27 protein-coding genes are annotated in these 13,521 nt (G+C 42.0%); 26 read left to right on the top strand and 1 reads right to left on the bottom strand.

Going from position 1 to position 13,521, the window contains the following annotated elements:
* The first annotated feature begins 9 nt into the window (after positions 1-9).
* The 26 genes from KFT32_RS06770 to KFT32_RS06645 all read left to right on the top strand — a co-directional run bounded on the left by KFT32_RS06770 (position 10) and on the right by KFT32_RS06645 (position 13,200).
* The gene (locus KFT32_RS06770; protein ID WP_211746386.1) at positions 10-267 is read left to right on the top strand and encodes a hypothetical protein; all 258 of its coding nucleotides are present in this window, start codon (positions 10-12) and stop codon (positions 265-267) included.
* Positions 267-635, top strand: coding sequence for a hypothetical protein (locus KFT32_RS06765; protein ID WP_211746385.1), 369 nt, complete (start codon positions 267-269; stop codon positions 633-635). The genes KFT32_RS06770 and KFT32_RS06765 overlap by 1 nt, the downstream gene beginning before the upstream one ends.
* Positions 632-790 carry a DUF6906 family protein gene (locus tag KFT32_RS06760; protein ID WP_211746384.1) on the top strand — a complete coding sequence of 53 codons (159 nt, stop codon included), beginning with the start codon at positions 632-634 and terminating at the stop codon, positions 788-790. Before KFT32_RS06765 ends, KFT32_RS06760 begins: the two co-directional genes overlap by 4 nt.
* A gap of 3 nt (positions 791-793) precedes the next feature.
* On the top strand, positions 794-988 hold the full coding sequence (locus KFT32_RS06755) for a hypothetical protein (RefSeq protein ID WP_211746383.1): 195 nt from the start codon (positions 794-796) through the stop codon (positions 986-988).
* Positions 989-990: 2 nt separating this feature from the next.
* Positions 991-1,908 carry a RecT family recombinase gene (locus KFT32_RS06750; protein WP_211746382.1) on the top strand — a complete coding sequence of 306 codons (918 nt, stop codon included), beginning with the start codon at positions 991-993 and terminating at the stop codon, positions 1,906-1,908.
* Positions 1,909-2,050: 142 nt separating this feature from the next.
* Complete coding sequence (locus KFT32_RS06745; RefSeq protein WP_211746381.1) at positions 2,051-2,263, top strand: hypothetical protein; 213 nt, start codon at positions 2,051-2,053, stop codon at positions 2,261-2,263.
* A complete protein-coding gene (locus KFT32_RS06740; protein ID WP_211746380.1) occupies positions 2,263-2,475 on the top strand; it encodes a hypothetical protein in 213 nt (70 codons plus the stop codon). Before KFT32_RS06745 ends, KFT32_RS06740 begins: the two co-directional genes overlap by 1 nt.
* The gene (locus KFT32_RS06735) at positions 2,465-3,214 is read left to right on the top strand and encodes an MBL fold metallo-hydrolase (RefSeq protein WP_211746379.1); all 750 of its coding nucleotides are present in this window, start codon (positions 2,465-2,467) and stop codon (positions 3,212-3,214) included. The genes KFT32_RS06740 and KFT32_RS06735 overlap by 11 nt, the downstream gene beginning before the upstream one ends.
* 21 nt (positions 3,215-3,235) lie before the next feature.
* Positions 3,236-4,087: a replication protein gene (locus KFT32_RS06730; RefSeq protein ID WP_211746378.1), complete on the top strand. Its 852-nt coding sequence runs from the start codon at positions 3,236-3,238 to the stop codon at positions 4,085-4,087.
* Entirely contained in the window at positions 4,005-4,430 is a 426-nt protein-coding gene (locus KFT32_RS06725) for a hypothetical protein (RefSeq protein WP_211746377.1), read from the top strand. Before KFT32_RS06730 ends, KFT32_RS06725 begins: the two co-directional genes overlap by 83 nt.
* Positions 4,420-5,751, top strand: a complete 1,332-nt coding sequence (locus tag KFT32_RS06720) for a replicative DNA helicase (RefSeq protein ID WP_249435727.1) — start codon at positions 4,420-4,422, stop codon at positions 5,749-5,751. Before KFT32_RS06725 ends, KFT32_RS06720 begins: the two co-directional genes overlap by 11 nt.
* The gene (locus tag KFT32_RS06715) at positions 5,726-5,962 is read left to right on the top strand and encodes a hypothetical protein (protein ID WP_211746375.1); all 237 of its coding nucleotides are present in this window, start codon (positions 5,726-5,728) and stop codon (positions 5,960-5,962) included. Before KFT32_RS06720 ends, KFT32_RS06715 begins: the two co-directional genes overlap by 26 nt.
* 11 nt (positions 5,963-5,973) lie before the next feature.
* Positions 5,974-6,297 (top strand): hypothetical protein, encoded by a 324-nt coding sequence (locus KFT32_RS06710; protein WP_211746374.1) that lies wholly within the window; start codon positions 5,974-5,976, stop codon positions 6,295-6,297.
* On the top strand, positions 6,282-6,848 hold the full coding sequence (locus KFT32_RS06705) for a RuvC family protein (RefSeq protein WP_211746373.1): 567 nt from the start codon (positions 6,282-6,284) through the stop codon (positions 6,846-6,848). The genes KFT32_RS06710 and KFT32_RS06705 overlap by 16 nt, the downstream gene beginning before the upstream one ends.
* A gap of 83 nt (positions 6,849-6,931) precedes the next feature.
* Positions 6,932-7,495, top strand: a complete 564-nt coding sequence (locus KFT32_RS06700; RefSeq protein WP_211746372.1) for a hypothetical protein — start codon at positions 6,932-6,934, stop codon at positions 7,493-7,495.
* The gene (locus KFT32_RS06695; RefSeq protein ID WP_211746371.1) at positions 7,495-7,899 is read left to right on the top strand and encodes a hypothetical protein; all 405 of its coding nucleotides are present in this window, start codon (positions 7,495-7,497) and stop codon (positions 7,897-7,899) included. The genes KFT32_RS06700 and KFT32_RS06695 overlap by 1 nt, the downstream gene beginning before the upstream one ends.
* Positions 7,886-8,392: a dUTP diphosphatase gene (locus KFT32_RS06690; RefSeq protein ID WP_211746370.1), complete on the top strand. Its 507-nt coding sequence runs from the start codon at positions 7,886-7,888 to the stop codon at positions 8,390-8,392. Before KFT32_RS06695 ends, KFT32_RS06690 begins: the two co-directional genes overlap by 14 nt.
* 35 nt (positions 8,393-8,427) lie before the next feature.
* Entirely contained in the window at positions 8,428-8,979 is a 552-nt protein-coding gene (locus KFT32_RS06685) for a hypothetical protein (protein WP_211746369.1), read from the top strand.
* 40 nt (positions 8,980-9,019) lie between these two features.
* Positions 9,020-9,199 (top strand): hypothetical protein, encoded by a 180-nt coding sequence (locus tag KFT32_RS06680; RefSeq protein WP_211746368.1) that lies wholly within the window; start codon positions 9,020-9,022, stop codon positions 9,197-9,199.
* Between the two features lie 35 nt (positions 9,200-9,234).
* Entirely contained in the window at positions 9,235-9,480 is a 246-nt protein-coding gene (locus KFT32_RS06675) for a hypothetical protein (RefSeq protein ID WP_211746367.1), read from the top strand.
* Positions 9,481-9,548: 68 nt separating this feature from the next.
* A complete protein-coding gene (locus KFT32_RS06670; protein WP_211746366.1) occupies positions 9,549-9,746 on the top strand; it encodes a hypothetical protein in 198 nt (65 codons plus the stop codon).
* 10 nt (positions 9,747-9,756) lie between these two features.
* A complete protein-coding gene (locus KFT32_RS06665) occupies positions 9,757-10,110 on the top strand; it encodes a hypothetical protein (RefSeq protein ID WP_211746365.1) in 354 nt (117 codons plus the stop codon).
* An 80-nt stretch (positions 10,111-10,190) separates the two neighbouring features.
* Positions 10,191-10,877 carry a putative metallopeptidase gene (locus tag KFT32_RS06660; protein WP_211746364.1) on the top strand — a complete coding sequence of 229 codons (687 nt, stop codon included), beginning with the start codon at positions 10,191-10,193 and terminating at the stop codon, positions 10,875-10,877.
* Positions 10,878-10,940: 63 nt separating this feature from the next.
* Positions 10,941-11,396: an ArpU family phage packaging/lysis transcriptional regulator gene (locus tag KFT32_RS06655; RefSeq protein ID WP_211746363.1), complete on the top strand. Its 456-nt coding sequence runs from the start codon at positions 10,941-10,943 to the stop codon at positions 11,394-11,396.
* 51 nt (positions 11,397-11,447) lie between these two features.
* Positions 11,448-11,693 carry a hypothetical protein gene (locus KFT32_RS06650; protein WP_211746362.1) on the top strand — a complete coding sequence of 82 codons (246 nt, stop codon included), beginning with the start codon at positions 11,448-11,450 and terminating at the stop codon, positions 11,691-11,693.
* Entirely contained in the window at positions 11,635-13,200 is a 1,566-nt protein-coding gene (locus tag KFT32_RS06645; protein ID WP_249435726.1) for a recombinase family protein, read from the top strand. The genes KFT32_RS06650 and KFT32_RS06645 overlap by 59 nt, the downstream gene beginning before the upstream one ends.
* Before the next feature lie 12 nt (positions 13,201-13,212).
* On the opposite strand, the gene KFT32_RS06640 is transcribed toward KFT32_RS06645, so the two are convergent.
* Complete coding sequence (locus KFT32_RS06640; protein WP_211746360.1) at positions 13,213-13,389, bottom strand: helix-turn-helix domain-containing protein; 177 nt, start codon at positions 13,387-13,389, stop codon at positions 13,213-13,215.
* Positions 13,390-13,521 lie beyond the last annotated feature (132 nt).

Genomic DNA, 13,521 nt, shown 5'->3' with positions numbered 1-13,521 from the left:
GTTCTCCCTATGATAAAAGATAAAAAAGTTGCTCTTACTGCTGCAAGACAAGCTGGTGCTGCGAAAGCTTATGCACTCTACAAAGCTAATCGTCAATTTAAACGTGAAAAGATCTTGAAGGATCCTTATGTACCAGGAACAATCGGGCTGTCTGAAGTTTCAACAGCAATCAAGAAAGAATATGGTGTTATCTCTGACAGATGGACTAGAAAGATGGTTGCTGAAGCAACTGGACGGCAAATGAAGTTCTACGGAGGTAGCCAATAATGATTAGACTCGTTCATTTCAAAGGTTGGGTTCGTGGTGAAGATGACGCGGTATTGGTGAAACGTGTACGTGATGGAAAAACCATCATACTCGCCCTTCCTTTTTGGGAAGACACTCCAAATATTGAACTTAGTTATTCCGAGGCTTTAGATCTTAAACATGCATTATCAGAAGTGATTGGGGAAATTAAGTCTCTTCCAGCACCAGAGCTTTTCCCAGAAACGTTTATCTCTATTGCTGATCAAAGCAGATTGAGTGCATTAATTGACGACTACCCATCTTCATCTGATACCGATAGAGCAGCGCGCATTGCTTTACGAAAGGTATTTAGCCTCTTTGGGCTTCGAGATGGAGGTCACCCATATTGAAAAACGGAAAAAATCCAACACTCAAGCATAAGCAGGCTATCAAGGCAGCTCGTTTAAACCCAGACAATTGGCTCGTTTTCAAAATAGAATCAGATCGCATTCATATTATTCATCGTTACTCGGATACAACAAAAACAGTTTTTATGGAGGGTTAACAAATGAAGGTTAAAGAAATCAGCGTTGGATTCACCTATACAAAGAACCTAGGAAACTACGAATCCTTAAAGATAGATGCAGGTGTTGTTGTCTCAGTAGAAGACGGAGATACGACAGATGAAGTTTACAGTCGTGCATGGAACACAGTTAAGAAACAGATCAGCAATGGCATTGAAAAACATCAAGGGGGCAAATAAACATGGCAGCACAACAACAATCTACTAGCGTGCAACTGCAGGCAATCGGTAATTTCACAATCGAGGAGCTTCAAACCATGAAGCATACCCTCGCAAAGGATGCCTCCATTGATCAGTTCAATCTTTTCGTTCGGACAGCGGCGGCTGCAGGGCTTAACCCATTCCTTAATCATATCTATTGCATCATCTACGGTGGCAAGATGTCTATCCAGATCAGTGTTGAAGGTATCACCTTCCTAGCGAAGCGAGTAGAAGGATATCAAGGAATCGATGTACAGCTAGTGTACGAAGGTGACGAGTTCAAGGCTAAACGAGTTCGTGATGAATCAACGGGCCGTTATTACTGGGATGTTGAGCATGAAATGACTGCGAACCCTGGTAAGGTTATTGGGTGTTACGCTCTGGCTTACCGTGACGGATTCTCGCCTGTTTATGAGTATCTGAAAGTTGATGAGGTAGACCATCACCTGTCCGGTAACAACGCTGCAAACTGGAAGAAATACTTCAATGACTTCTTTAAAAAGACAGTTGTTAAAAGAGCTGCAAAACGTCAGTACGGTATTGAGATTAGTGAGGATGAAGCTCCAGCATCAAGTGGTGATGTACAAGCATATGAACCTCGACGCGTAGATATTACCGATGAAGCTAATGCCGTCCAATCTGAACCTGCTGCTACCCCTGAAAAGACGCAAGAAGATAAAGAAGCCAAGGAGATCAAGGCTGTTCGTGCCAAGATTAGTACAGCATTCAAGAAGCTTGGAATCACTGACGACAATGAAAAAATCAAATATATGAATGACAACATCACTCCGAAAGGTGATTCTCCATCTCTCCAAGAGTGGAAAGCACTTCTGAAAGTCATGGAGATGGACATCGAGGAAAAAGAATCTGGTGGCGAATTAGACCCAATATTGGTGTAGGCCATGAAGCAGACTCTCATGGTCGAGATTTATGAACGTGCCCCTGATTGTGAGATATGCGGCAATGAAATCAATCCAGGCAAAGAGGAATACACCAGGCGTAAGCGGGTGTGTCCTCGATGCTACGAGGGGCTGGCGGTGAATGTTCGTGACAAGAAGGCAAAACGATCCGGTGCAGCTCGACTTATTCGAAATCGATGAACCAGCACCAACACTGAACGGAATGTACTACGAAAAGGCGACAGATAAGTTTGTATCCTTTGTTCTTGGTCGTCGGTACTATGAAGAACCTGCAAAGGGATGCCCTCACCTGAAAGAGTGGCAAGATCGGATAAAAAGGGAGCGTGCAATTTAATGAGGGATACTCAACTTACAGTTAATTGTTTCTCGTGTAAGCAAGATCAAGCAGTCAAGGTGAATGAGAAGGATTTGGAAAATTACAATAATGGTGCGCACGCTCAGCATGTGTTCCCTTATCTTTCAGCAGACGAAAGAGAATTGCTTATCTCAGGAATTTGTGGATGTTGCTTTGACAAGATGTTCGAGGGTGATGAGGATGAAAGTTAAAATCCTAGCAACCGGCTCTGACGGAAACTGCGTGTGGATCTCTAATGGAAAGGTCAATATCCTTGTGGATGTTGGCCTGCCAGCAAGAAGTATCGAAAAAATTATGCTTGAGAACGACGTTAATCCCTCTGAGGTAAAAGCAATATTTGTAACCCATGAACATAAGGACCATGTGAGCGGAGTAGGGATTGCAAAGAAATATCTGATTCCAGTATACGGATCAGAAGGAACCTTGAAGAAGATCAGCAAGCTAGAAGGTGCAGAGGTCATGAATAAGCAAAGTGCCATCACCTTCGGTCTTGGTTCCCCTGAGTTCATGACAATCAAGAGATTCGATGTTCATCATGATGCTCTCGAACCTACCGGCTTCGTTATTGAGTCAGCAGGCGAGAAAGTATCAGTCCTTATGGATACTGGCAAGGTAACACCGGATATGATCCATGCAATGTCCTACAGCGACATCTACATCTTTGAGTGTAATCACGATGAGGACATGCTTGCTAACGGAGAATATCACGATTCGTTGAAAGCTCGGGTGTTATCAGATAGTGGCCACTTATCAAACAAGGCTGCTGCTGAAGCTTTATCCAAGCTAATCAAGGGCAAAGGCGAGCAGATCTACTTAACCCACATGAGCAGTAAGAACAACCTTCCTGCATTAGCAGAGCGGATCGTAAAGAGGGCACTAAGACAACGAGGATATGAAGCAGGGACGCATTATTCCCTTGTGACAATATAAGGCTTGGAACGGGTGAGGTGAATGGCAAGTCCTCAAACTCAAAATGGTTATACCAGTATAGCTAACGAAATCTTGGAACAAATAGCGCGAAGAAGATTCAACGGGGTCCAGCGCTCTATTATCGATGTGATCTGGCGCTATACCTACGGATTCAGGCGAAAGGAACATCAGCTGGCAAATGGTTTTATTGCTGAAGCGATTGACGCGGATCTGAAAGGCGTGAAAGTAGAGCTAACCAGGCTTATTGAATGGAATGTAATAACGGTAACCAAGGAAGGTGCAGGTTCTCGTCCTCGAACATTGTCCTTTAATAAGAATTATGATCAGTGGATAGTGGGCGGGAAATCTGAACCTAAGAAGATTAAAAACTCAGGTGGAATTGAGGATAGTTCAGCGCTAGAAGAGGACGACTCTCCACCGATTAACAAAGAAGGAGATGCGAAAGTTATGGCTCCGAAAGGCAAATTGGAAAAGAGTCGCATAGGTAAGCAGGAGTATGCTGAATCCGTTTGGCTCAAACCTGAAGAACACGAGAAGTTGCTCAGTGAGTTTGGTCAAGAGGGTGTAACCTGGATGATCGATGTACTCAGCTCGTACAAACTTTCTGTAGATAAATTCTATGCCAGTGATTACGCCGTTTTCAAACGGGGTGGGTGGCTTAGACAAAAGTATGAAAAGTATATTTCTATTTCTGAAATGAACAAAAACGGCGGATATAAAAATAGATCCCAACAGGCTCATGACGACCTTGATGACTTGAAAAATCTGTACTTGAACGAGGTGAACGGGGATGGAAACAATCACAATGGCTCAGATTCTAGGATTGTTAGCGAAGATCAAAAGGGCCTACCCGAATTTCGTCAATATCGTTAAACGCAGTCCTCATACTAATCAGGTTCAATCCAGTCCTACTGCGGACTTGTGGTACGAACGACTTAATATGAACGGAATTACTTTTGATAGAGCATTATCTGCAGTTGATTATCACATTGATACATCGGATTTTGAACCAAAGATATCGAGCATCATCAACTATCAATGGAGAAACGGATCCGAGCACAGTCTTTATGAGGTCCAGCAGCGTCAACGGGAACAAGATATTTTGGAGCTGAAGCAATATCACTCCTCTGAGGATGTTAAACCAATGCCAGATCATATTCGCAAGCGTATAGAGCGAATAGCAGGAGCAGAAGCTGGTGATCTCTATGAGTCTTGAAACAGAACAAACAGTACTCGGATCGTTGTATCTCAAGCCTGACTTAATGAAAACATGCATTCTTGAATCGAAACATTTTGATCACGAGCTTCATGCACTTATATATAAAGTTTTTAGGTTTGCTTGGAAGAAGTTCGGCACTCTCGACATTATGGTTCTCGCTAATCATTACCAAGGTCATATGGAGAAGATTGGCGGTATCTCATACATTACTAAACTCGCTCAATCAGTGCCGACAGTCGCTAACTTTGAACATTATCAGCGCATCATTCTTGAGGAATACTTCGACCGGCAGAAATCCCAAATCGTAGCCGAGGCTAACGGTGCAAATGGCGGAGATTTGGATGAGATTGTAGAAAAATTAACAGCTCTTAAAACGGACAAGGATTTTTTAGCAGATGATACCGGACCAGTAAAGATGTCGGAAGTGCTGGCGGATCACTCGAAGATACTCTTAAAACGAGCTAGCAGCGGTGATGGAGTAACAGGAGCAAAGACCTTCAGCGCAGACTTAAACAACATCAGCGGTGGGCACCAGGATGCAGACTTAATCATTGTTGGAGCTAGACCGAGTATGGGTAAAACACAGGCGGTGCTGAATGATATGAAGTCTGTTGCAATGAACGGCAGACCAGCCTACCTTTTCTCAGCAGAGATGAAGAAGCTCTCTGTAGTAGAACGTATGGTGTCTATCACTGGAGGAATTGACGGTAAGAAGATCAGGTCCGGACTGATGTCTGATTCGGACTGGGATGCTTACTCGAAGGCGCTAGATATTATTGAGAGCTTACCACTTTATATAGATGATCGGCCGAGGATGACAGTCGAGTATATATTACGACAAGTTGAAAAGATTGCTCAGAAACATTCTAATGCAGTCATATATATCGATTTCCTTCAAATGCTCGAGACAGAAAAGAAGATTCAAGATCCAAAAGCGAAAGCCACATATATCTCAAGAGAACTAAAGGCGATGGGAAAAGAATTCAATACGCCTGTGATAGCACTCTCTTCAATGGGACGAAAAGTGGAAGAGAGAACGGACAAGCGACCGCTGATGTCTGATCTGAAAGAATCAGGTGATATCGAATCTGATGCAGATGTAGTGATATTGCTCTACAGGGATGATTACTATAATGCTGATTCGCCTATCCCTGGAATCGTGGAACTCATTTTAGCCAAAGGAAGAAACATTGGCAGCGGAACGATAAAGATGTTCTTCAACCGAAAGAACGGCCGTTTTACAGATCTCACTGATGAACAAAAGAATGCTGTAACTGAGAAGGTGAGGGAATATGAAAAAACAAATCGAAAACGATGACCAGTATGAGAAAGCGCGTATCGCTGTATTAGAACTTGCTGAGTATCTAGATAATCCTGATCCACTCGATGAAGCAGTTGAAAAGAAACAACTCATCTACGATAGGACAACTGACCTCATGCTGCTGTACAGCAGAGGACATAACGTTAAGGAGTATCCAGCTTACTACAAACCTAAGTACGATCGAGCAGGCTGGGCTTATCAAGAATAGGAGTGGAACGAATGAATGACATGTTGGCTATCGTTGTACCGATAATGGATTACCCAGTTCAAGGACATCAGCCTGGAGACATGCGAGTTAAGCTGCAGGAAGCTCTGGATAAGATGATTGATCAGGTAGAGAGTGTGGACTTTAACCAGCGTCAAGCAGTATACGACCTTCTGGAAGTGATCCAAGCAACTACTGGGTTAATACGGAAACAGGCAAGAGAAACGATGAGTGGTGACGATGCCACATCGGATGTAATCAAAAAGTTCAAAAAGGCAAACAGGGATCACATTTTACGTCATACAGATGATGAGGTGACATTGTGCTTCGGTTTGTAGGTATTGATCCAGGAACTACAACAGGGCTCGTGATATTTGGGCCAAACGGAGAAGTCTTGCGGGCAGAAGCTATCAAGGGTGAGGGTAAACCGCCCCTAGATGCCAAGCAACTTGTATCGCTTGAGAACGAACTGTACAAGCGTCTTAAACCAGAAGATGAAGTTAGTATTGAATCCCCTGCGGTAGGTACTCAGAAAGGGGTAACCACTGGAATGATACATGGTGGTCTTCAGTCGATGGTTGTTCGTAAAGGATTAGCGTTCAACCTGGTTAACCCTACTTGGACGAAGAAATATGTAGGTGTTACAGGCTGGACTGGAGAGAAGGGAAGCAAGCGGCGCCTCAATGATAAAGAGAAGAAAGCAGCGGTTAAAGCTGCGGTCCTTGAACACTTTAATTGGACTCATAAAAATCATAACGTAGTCGATGCGTACATCATTGCTCGGATTGCATATAACCTATTCCGCGTTCGTGAGTATTTAGAACCGATTGATACTAAGCCTTATCAACTCGAAGTCATACAAAGCATACTCGATCAAACGGAACTATAACCCCAGTCAAATGCGACTGAGGGCGGGAAGACTCATGCCTTTTTCAGAACAAATGATCTTATTTTGAGGAGATGAAATCATTCATGGGAACGTCAATTCCACGTAAAGAAACTGAAATCAAAGGCACTAACCGTCCACGAACGAAAAACAGCAATAAAGAAACACTGAAAGCTGTAGAAGAGACCAAACCGCTACTACGAGAAAAAGACGTTTCTACAAAGAAAACTAATCAAGGTAGGCCACCTGGTTCAGTCAATAAGGTTACAGAAGTTGTGGCTGTGAAAGAAACTCCTAAGCCTAAAGTCGTAAGTAAAAAAGTTGAACCTGCTGCTGATCCTGCTGAGCTAAGTAAGTACGAAGCAATGATTCTTCAGAGAGCAGTTGATGAATACGGCCTCGATGGAGTGCTACTCATAGCAATTTCGAGACAACCTTGGCCCGATCGAATAGAGGATCTCGCTAAGTTACCACCTACTACGCTTGCAAGAGCATTGTACTCAGGATACGCAATCAACCCTACACCAGCTGAGAAAGTTATTGAAGAATTATCTGCACAGAGAACATCAGATTACAATGACGGCATGCTGTTCGTTATTAAGGCTTTTGGTCTTAATATTCCAGGTCTGCCTATGGAGGAGATTTCATAATGGATGATCGCGAGAAAAGACGTCAGTTCCAGTACGCAAAGAGCCTAAGCAACGACAACTTTTGGACCTGGATGAACCATATTCATACCAAAGTGTACGCGTTAGCTATAGAGCACATGACGGATGCTATGAGCTGCCATCAAAGAATATCCAAATCGATGATAGCTGATGTGCTTCGGAAAGCTGAAGAGATCCGTGAGATGTGGGACGGGATGAAAACCATTACTGTGGACGATTCCGTTAAGAAGGATTTCAGGACAGCAGATGAGATCATACTTGGCCTTACACCAACTGAGGGAGCTATTTACAGACTTGAAAAGGAAACAGTCATTCAGATCGTCGGCAGAGACTTCCTTGTTGTACCAATACCATCCAAGGAGGGAAAAGCAGATGAGAACAATTGACCTGTACGAAATGCAAGTGGAACTCGATGAGCGGATCATCAAAGAGAAAGGACTTGAAGGTCAGGATCTGATCTCTAACACAGCCCTTGCTCTCCAGGTTGAGGTCGGAGAGTGTGCAAATGAATGGAGATACTTCAAGCACTGGAGCAATGATCGGCTGCCACGCAGGTCAAAGATGCTTGTCGAGTACGTAGATTGTCTTCATTTCATCTTAGGTTTAGCGAGACAGCTACATGTTAATCCAGAAGATCTCTTTTCACTCGACTTCGCTTATGAAGGAAAGACTGCTTCGCTCTTTACAAGATTGCTTACTACTATTGGGAAAATCGAGCAAGTATCGGATCCGGATTCAAAAGTAACCTTCCTATTATTAGCGTCAAATTACTTCATCTATCTAGGTGTTGACCGTCTTGGATTTACCTGGGGAGAGATTACCGCAGCTTATGTCACGAAGAACGCTGTAAACCATAATCGGCAAGCAACAGGATATTAAGAGAAGATACAGCCTAATAAGGGAGAGATAAACACATGAACACACTTAAATTGATTTATTTCAATCAACAATGGAATCCATACTTTCTTTTGGATGAACCAAAAGAAAAAGTTTACCCAGGCAAATTGGATAATACATTTAAATTCGGTGATGGAGATTTTCTATATAGTTTTAGCGAACTAGGTCTTTGTGATTTTGGGTTTCGCGCTCATAAAGAAAAAGACAAGCCGGGTCACGGTGGTTTGTGGTCTAGCAATTCCGGAACACTCACTTTCGTTCTCAAAAAGAGCATGAAAGAGGTAAGTGTGAAAACGACAGAAGAAGTAGGATTTGTTAGATTGGCCATTTCGGTTGAAACGCTAAAAAACATCCTTCCCTCGGAAGGTTACACAATCGTAAATCATCCGTTTTCAGACGGAATGGAATATTGGAATATACATCATGAAGATGATGACAATTTAGACCTCTCAGGATACGGATACTACGGCGGTCCTACCAGAGAATTCGAATTTGAAACAGCAATGTTGCAGAATTGGCCGAAGGCGACCGATTCGACCGAATCACCTAGCGAAGCGGCAGCCGTATAACATATTTCAGGCTATACAGCCCTAAAGGAGAGATAACAGAATGTTAGGTACAGGCAAAGAGATCAGAACACTGTATGTCCGAGAGACAGCTGACAAGAACATAGACCAAGTAATAAATGAAGCGTTGAACCAAATGGCTAACCGGGAAATCGTTGATATAAAAGTTATGGCTGGGGAAGAAGTTTGGCATTCTGCTTTAATCATTTACAAGGTGGTTTGAGGCATAGCCTCTTTCCTGGGAGGGGATGAAGAAACATGACTATTAAAAAGAACGTTGAAATTGAAATAGAACTTGATGTTAGCCAGAGATTTTGGATCGAGTCTGAGAGTGACGGACAGTTGTTGCTAGTAAGTAAAATAACCATCAACCCATGGGGGAACATAATCAACTTCGAAGGCAAGTCTTTCTCCATTGATTACGAGAGCATGAGTATTCAAGGAGAGTCAGCGGCGCATATGAATATTGATTACACTGAACGAGCCTTTTTCGAGGAAGATTAAAAAAATGGAATTGTATAGATCGTTATTGAGGATCGATCTGGAACCCAGCTGAAGGGGGAGGTAGACCAATGAATCTACTCGAGAATTACATCGAAGAAATCATCAGTGTTGAACCATACGAAGAAGAGTGGACAAAGGAATTTGATAAAAAGTTTTTAAAAGTCGTCATCGTAGTCGATTGTTACGGAATTGTTGAGACAAGAGATACAGTCGTTTCAGAAGAAGAATGGGGAACCGCAAAAGATCGCGGATATTTTATGTGGTAGGAGGTAGAGCATGAGTAAACAAGAGCATCTTATATCAGAGTTGATAGAATATTTGGAAAGAAAAATAACTGAGAACAAAGAGTCAATTGAAGATGGAGCTGAACCCGATTATGTAAACAGTCTGTACGGAAGAATCGAAGGAATGGATATCGCAATTGAAAAGATCAAAGAACTGTTTGATCCAGTAACCACCATTAAGCCGGGAGATAAGGTGAACCATCACGGAGAGCACCTTCCATTCTTAAAAGGCGTGAAAGTGAGCTACTTGATGGTAACTGAATCTGCAACACTTGCAGTCCTTAGTTATAGAGGACAAAGCTATCCAGTGACTTTGGACAGTCTGGAGGTAGTAAAGGATGAATAGAAACTGGCAGCAGGACAAGTAAATTCACTTATGAAAAACAATGATTACCTATAAAACATTCCGAGAGGGGAAACCACACCATGGCTAAAGCAGATAAATTCCACACTGAGGCTATAGAAGAAACTTATGACTTACTCCGTAATATGATCGAGGAGCATCATGATCATTTCGAAGATACAGAAATCTTGATTCTAATGAAACACGGCGGGTGGAAATCGAAAGGGAAAACAGTGTTCGGTAAATTCAAGGTTCTCGGCGATGATCTAAGAAGTACCTGGGGCAAGGATGCAATTCTATATCTGAATGCAGAGATATGGAACAGAACTTCAGAGCCACAGCGGAGATTCATCTTGGATAACGCTCTTTATTCTTTAGATCTAAAAACGAACAAGCATGGGGATACGTTAGAGGCTGCTGATGGACGACCGTTGCTTAAGACAATCCCACCCGACATTGAAGCCTATGTTGAGGTAATCAAGCGACACGGTACGGTTACGGAGGATGTTAAGCGCCTTGCTCTTGCAATCAAAGAGGTCAATGTAGTGCAACTGACTATAGAGGATGCTGGTCGATCGCAAGAACAACAACCGCAACAGGAGCCGAGAGAAGGCAAGCGTGGCAACATTAATCTGGATGGAACTGTTGAGGTTGAAGATGATCCTAACCAAGTAAAGCTTGAGGAAGCAATCGAAGCTGCTGCAAAGAATGATCCAACATCAGAAGAGGATGATCTGCCGCCACTACCTGATGAAGATGACTCGCTCTAATACAATTCATAATCATACAGCCCCGGCTTAGGTCGGGGAATCTAACAACAAGAGGTGAAAAGGGTGGGGCAGCTAAGTTTTTTTAAAGAAGTTGATCAAAAGAAAACTCAACAAGCTGTAGTTGATGCCCTTGAAAGATATCGTTTTTATAAGCACATGTACTTTGAAGAACGAGAAACATCTGTAACAGCGTCTTATGGTGAAAGAGTTGGGGGTTCGAGTAACAGTATCACAGATCAGACAGCAGAGATCGCAATTTATAATGTTGATGAGAAAAAATACCGACATGAATTTTGTGAAAACGTTGAAAGAATAGTTGAAAGTATGCCTCGCCTTGAACGGTTGCTAATAAAAGAAAGATATTTAACAGTTGAATATGAGTACATTACCGATTTACATGTTTATACATTCGTTTTTGATCCTCCTATAAGCGAACCGACATACAGCAAGATAAGATGGAGAGCCTTCATGAGGCTAGCTACGAAATTACAACTAGTAGTAAAAAAAGATGGAGACTAGGGGCAAGTTGTTCAAGCCCCTCTTCATAGCATAATAGTGGGTGATGATAACATGGAGAGCAGGAAGAAATCTTACAGTTTACATTTCGTCGGTTGCGGGAATCCTGAACAAGTCAATTCAGTTATCAAGGGATTGGTAAAAGAATCTATCCAGAAAGTACTAGATAAACACGGAGCAATAGCTTATAATCTGGACGAAGTTTTGGATGAATATATTTCGGAGGAAAAACACAATGGTGATGAAAGAAGATCGAGCTTACGTGAGGGTATCGACACAAAAAGACTCGCAGAAGGATAGTCCTGAACACCAAGAAGCATTCATTAAAGAACACGCTGCGCGTTCAAATACAACGATTTCATATGTTTATCAGGACCGTGATTCTGCAACAAGTATTGTAGCTAGGGAAGACGTACAACAGATGATAACCGATGCTAAAAGAGGCGAAATCAGATCTTTATGGTTTGCCTCTCTTTCTCGTTTTAGTAGAGATGCTCTTGATGCGATCTCGCTAAAGCGGATATTAGTGAATGCCTTGAAAATTCGGGTTGTTTCTATTGAAGATGGCTATGACTCAGCAATCAAAGATGATGAACTACTGTTCGGTATTAAATCGGTTATAAACCAAAATACAAGCGGCGACATCAGTATTGCTTCCAGAAGAGGTAAAAGGCAGTCTGCTATAGAGGGAAACTTTACTGGTTCGATAGCTCCCTTTGGATATCGAAAGGTAACTGATGGCAAAAGGAAAACGCTAGAAGTTATCCCTGAACAAGCTGAAATAGTAAAGAAAATATTCGATCTATATTTAAACGGTTATGGCGACAAAGCAATTGTTAAGTTTTTGAATGGTGATAATGATCAGCAGAAAGTTTATCCTTCATCTAAAGGTGGAGAATGGGGGCTATCGAGTGTACAGCGCATATTGAAGAATGAGAACTACACTGGGTATACAGTCTTTGGTAAACATACAACAGAGGTTTCCTATAACGATCTAGCGGATCTTATGGATAGAGGAAAGAAGCTTGTGAATTTACCACCTGAGAAGTGGGAGCGGACAACCTTCCAGACTCATGAGGCGATAATCTCTCAAGAGGTATTCAATCAAGCCCAAGAAATAAGGTTGCTTCGTGGAGGTAAAACAAGGGGCGGAAGAAGAAGTTATGTGAATGTATTTGCTAAAATGTTTTTCTGTGCTGAGTGTGGATCTGCTATCGTATGTGGAAAATCAATAGCACATGGAAGAGAGTACAGATATCTTATTTGTTCCCGTAGACGGAGGATGGGAGAAGCGGGGTGTAGTAATGCTAAATGGTTACCCTATCTTCAAATACGAGATGAACTGATTGAGAAGCTTCTAAACCTTATGGATGAGAAAATAGATATTGTCGAAAATATCATCCTAAAGAAATTAAAGATCGGATTTATAAACAACGATTTTGAGAAAGAAAAACGCAAGTTGGAGAAACAGATAGAGAATAATAGAAAGTTGCTATTTGAAATACGTAAACAGAACATGCTCGGGGAAATAGATAAAAATCAATATGAATTCGAGAAGACTCAATATGAGAAAGAGATAACTGATTGTGAAAATCAACTTTCCATAGTCCGCGTAAATGAAAAGAAGACCATGAATATCGAGCAAGTATTCAAAGAAGCTAAGGAAGCTACCAATAATATCAGAAAGTTAAAATCGTATGATGATGTTGATACAACTAGAGGGTTGCTTATGCAAATTATCCAAAGGATTGAAACTGATAAATACGGAAAAGTTGAGATAACCACTAAATTATTACCGGACTTATAAGGTCCAATTTTTTTATGTCTTCTTGTGTGCTTGAAGACACGTCACATTTGAAATATGATTGCGCACCGTTTTCTCGCTGATAAAAAGAAGTCCTGCGATATCACGCGTCGTTTTGTCCTGCACCAGAAGCTCGAATACTTCGCGTTCACGGTGGGTCAACAAAAATTTGCTCTTGTGGTCACCCTTCAATGTTCACCCCTCCTTGCCCGGGTTTGTATGGTGTAACAAGGTTAAGGGATACAGTCAAATCATCTTATGTAAAGTCACCTATAATGGTTCGGTATGTGCAAAAATTTGGGCTAAATCATGTTTTCGTTGTAC

Source organism: Paenibacillus sp. Marseille-Q4541 (assembly GCF_018310695.1).
Lineage (GTDB): Bacteria > Bacillota > Bacilli > Paenibacillales > Paenibacillaceae > Paenibacillus.
The sequence above is the reverse complement of the archived record's forward strand: the minus strand, read 5'-3'. Positions and strand labels throughout refer to the sequence as shown.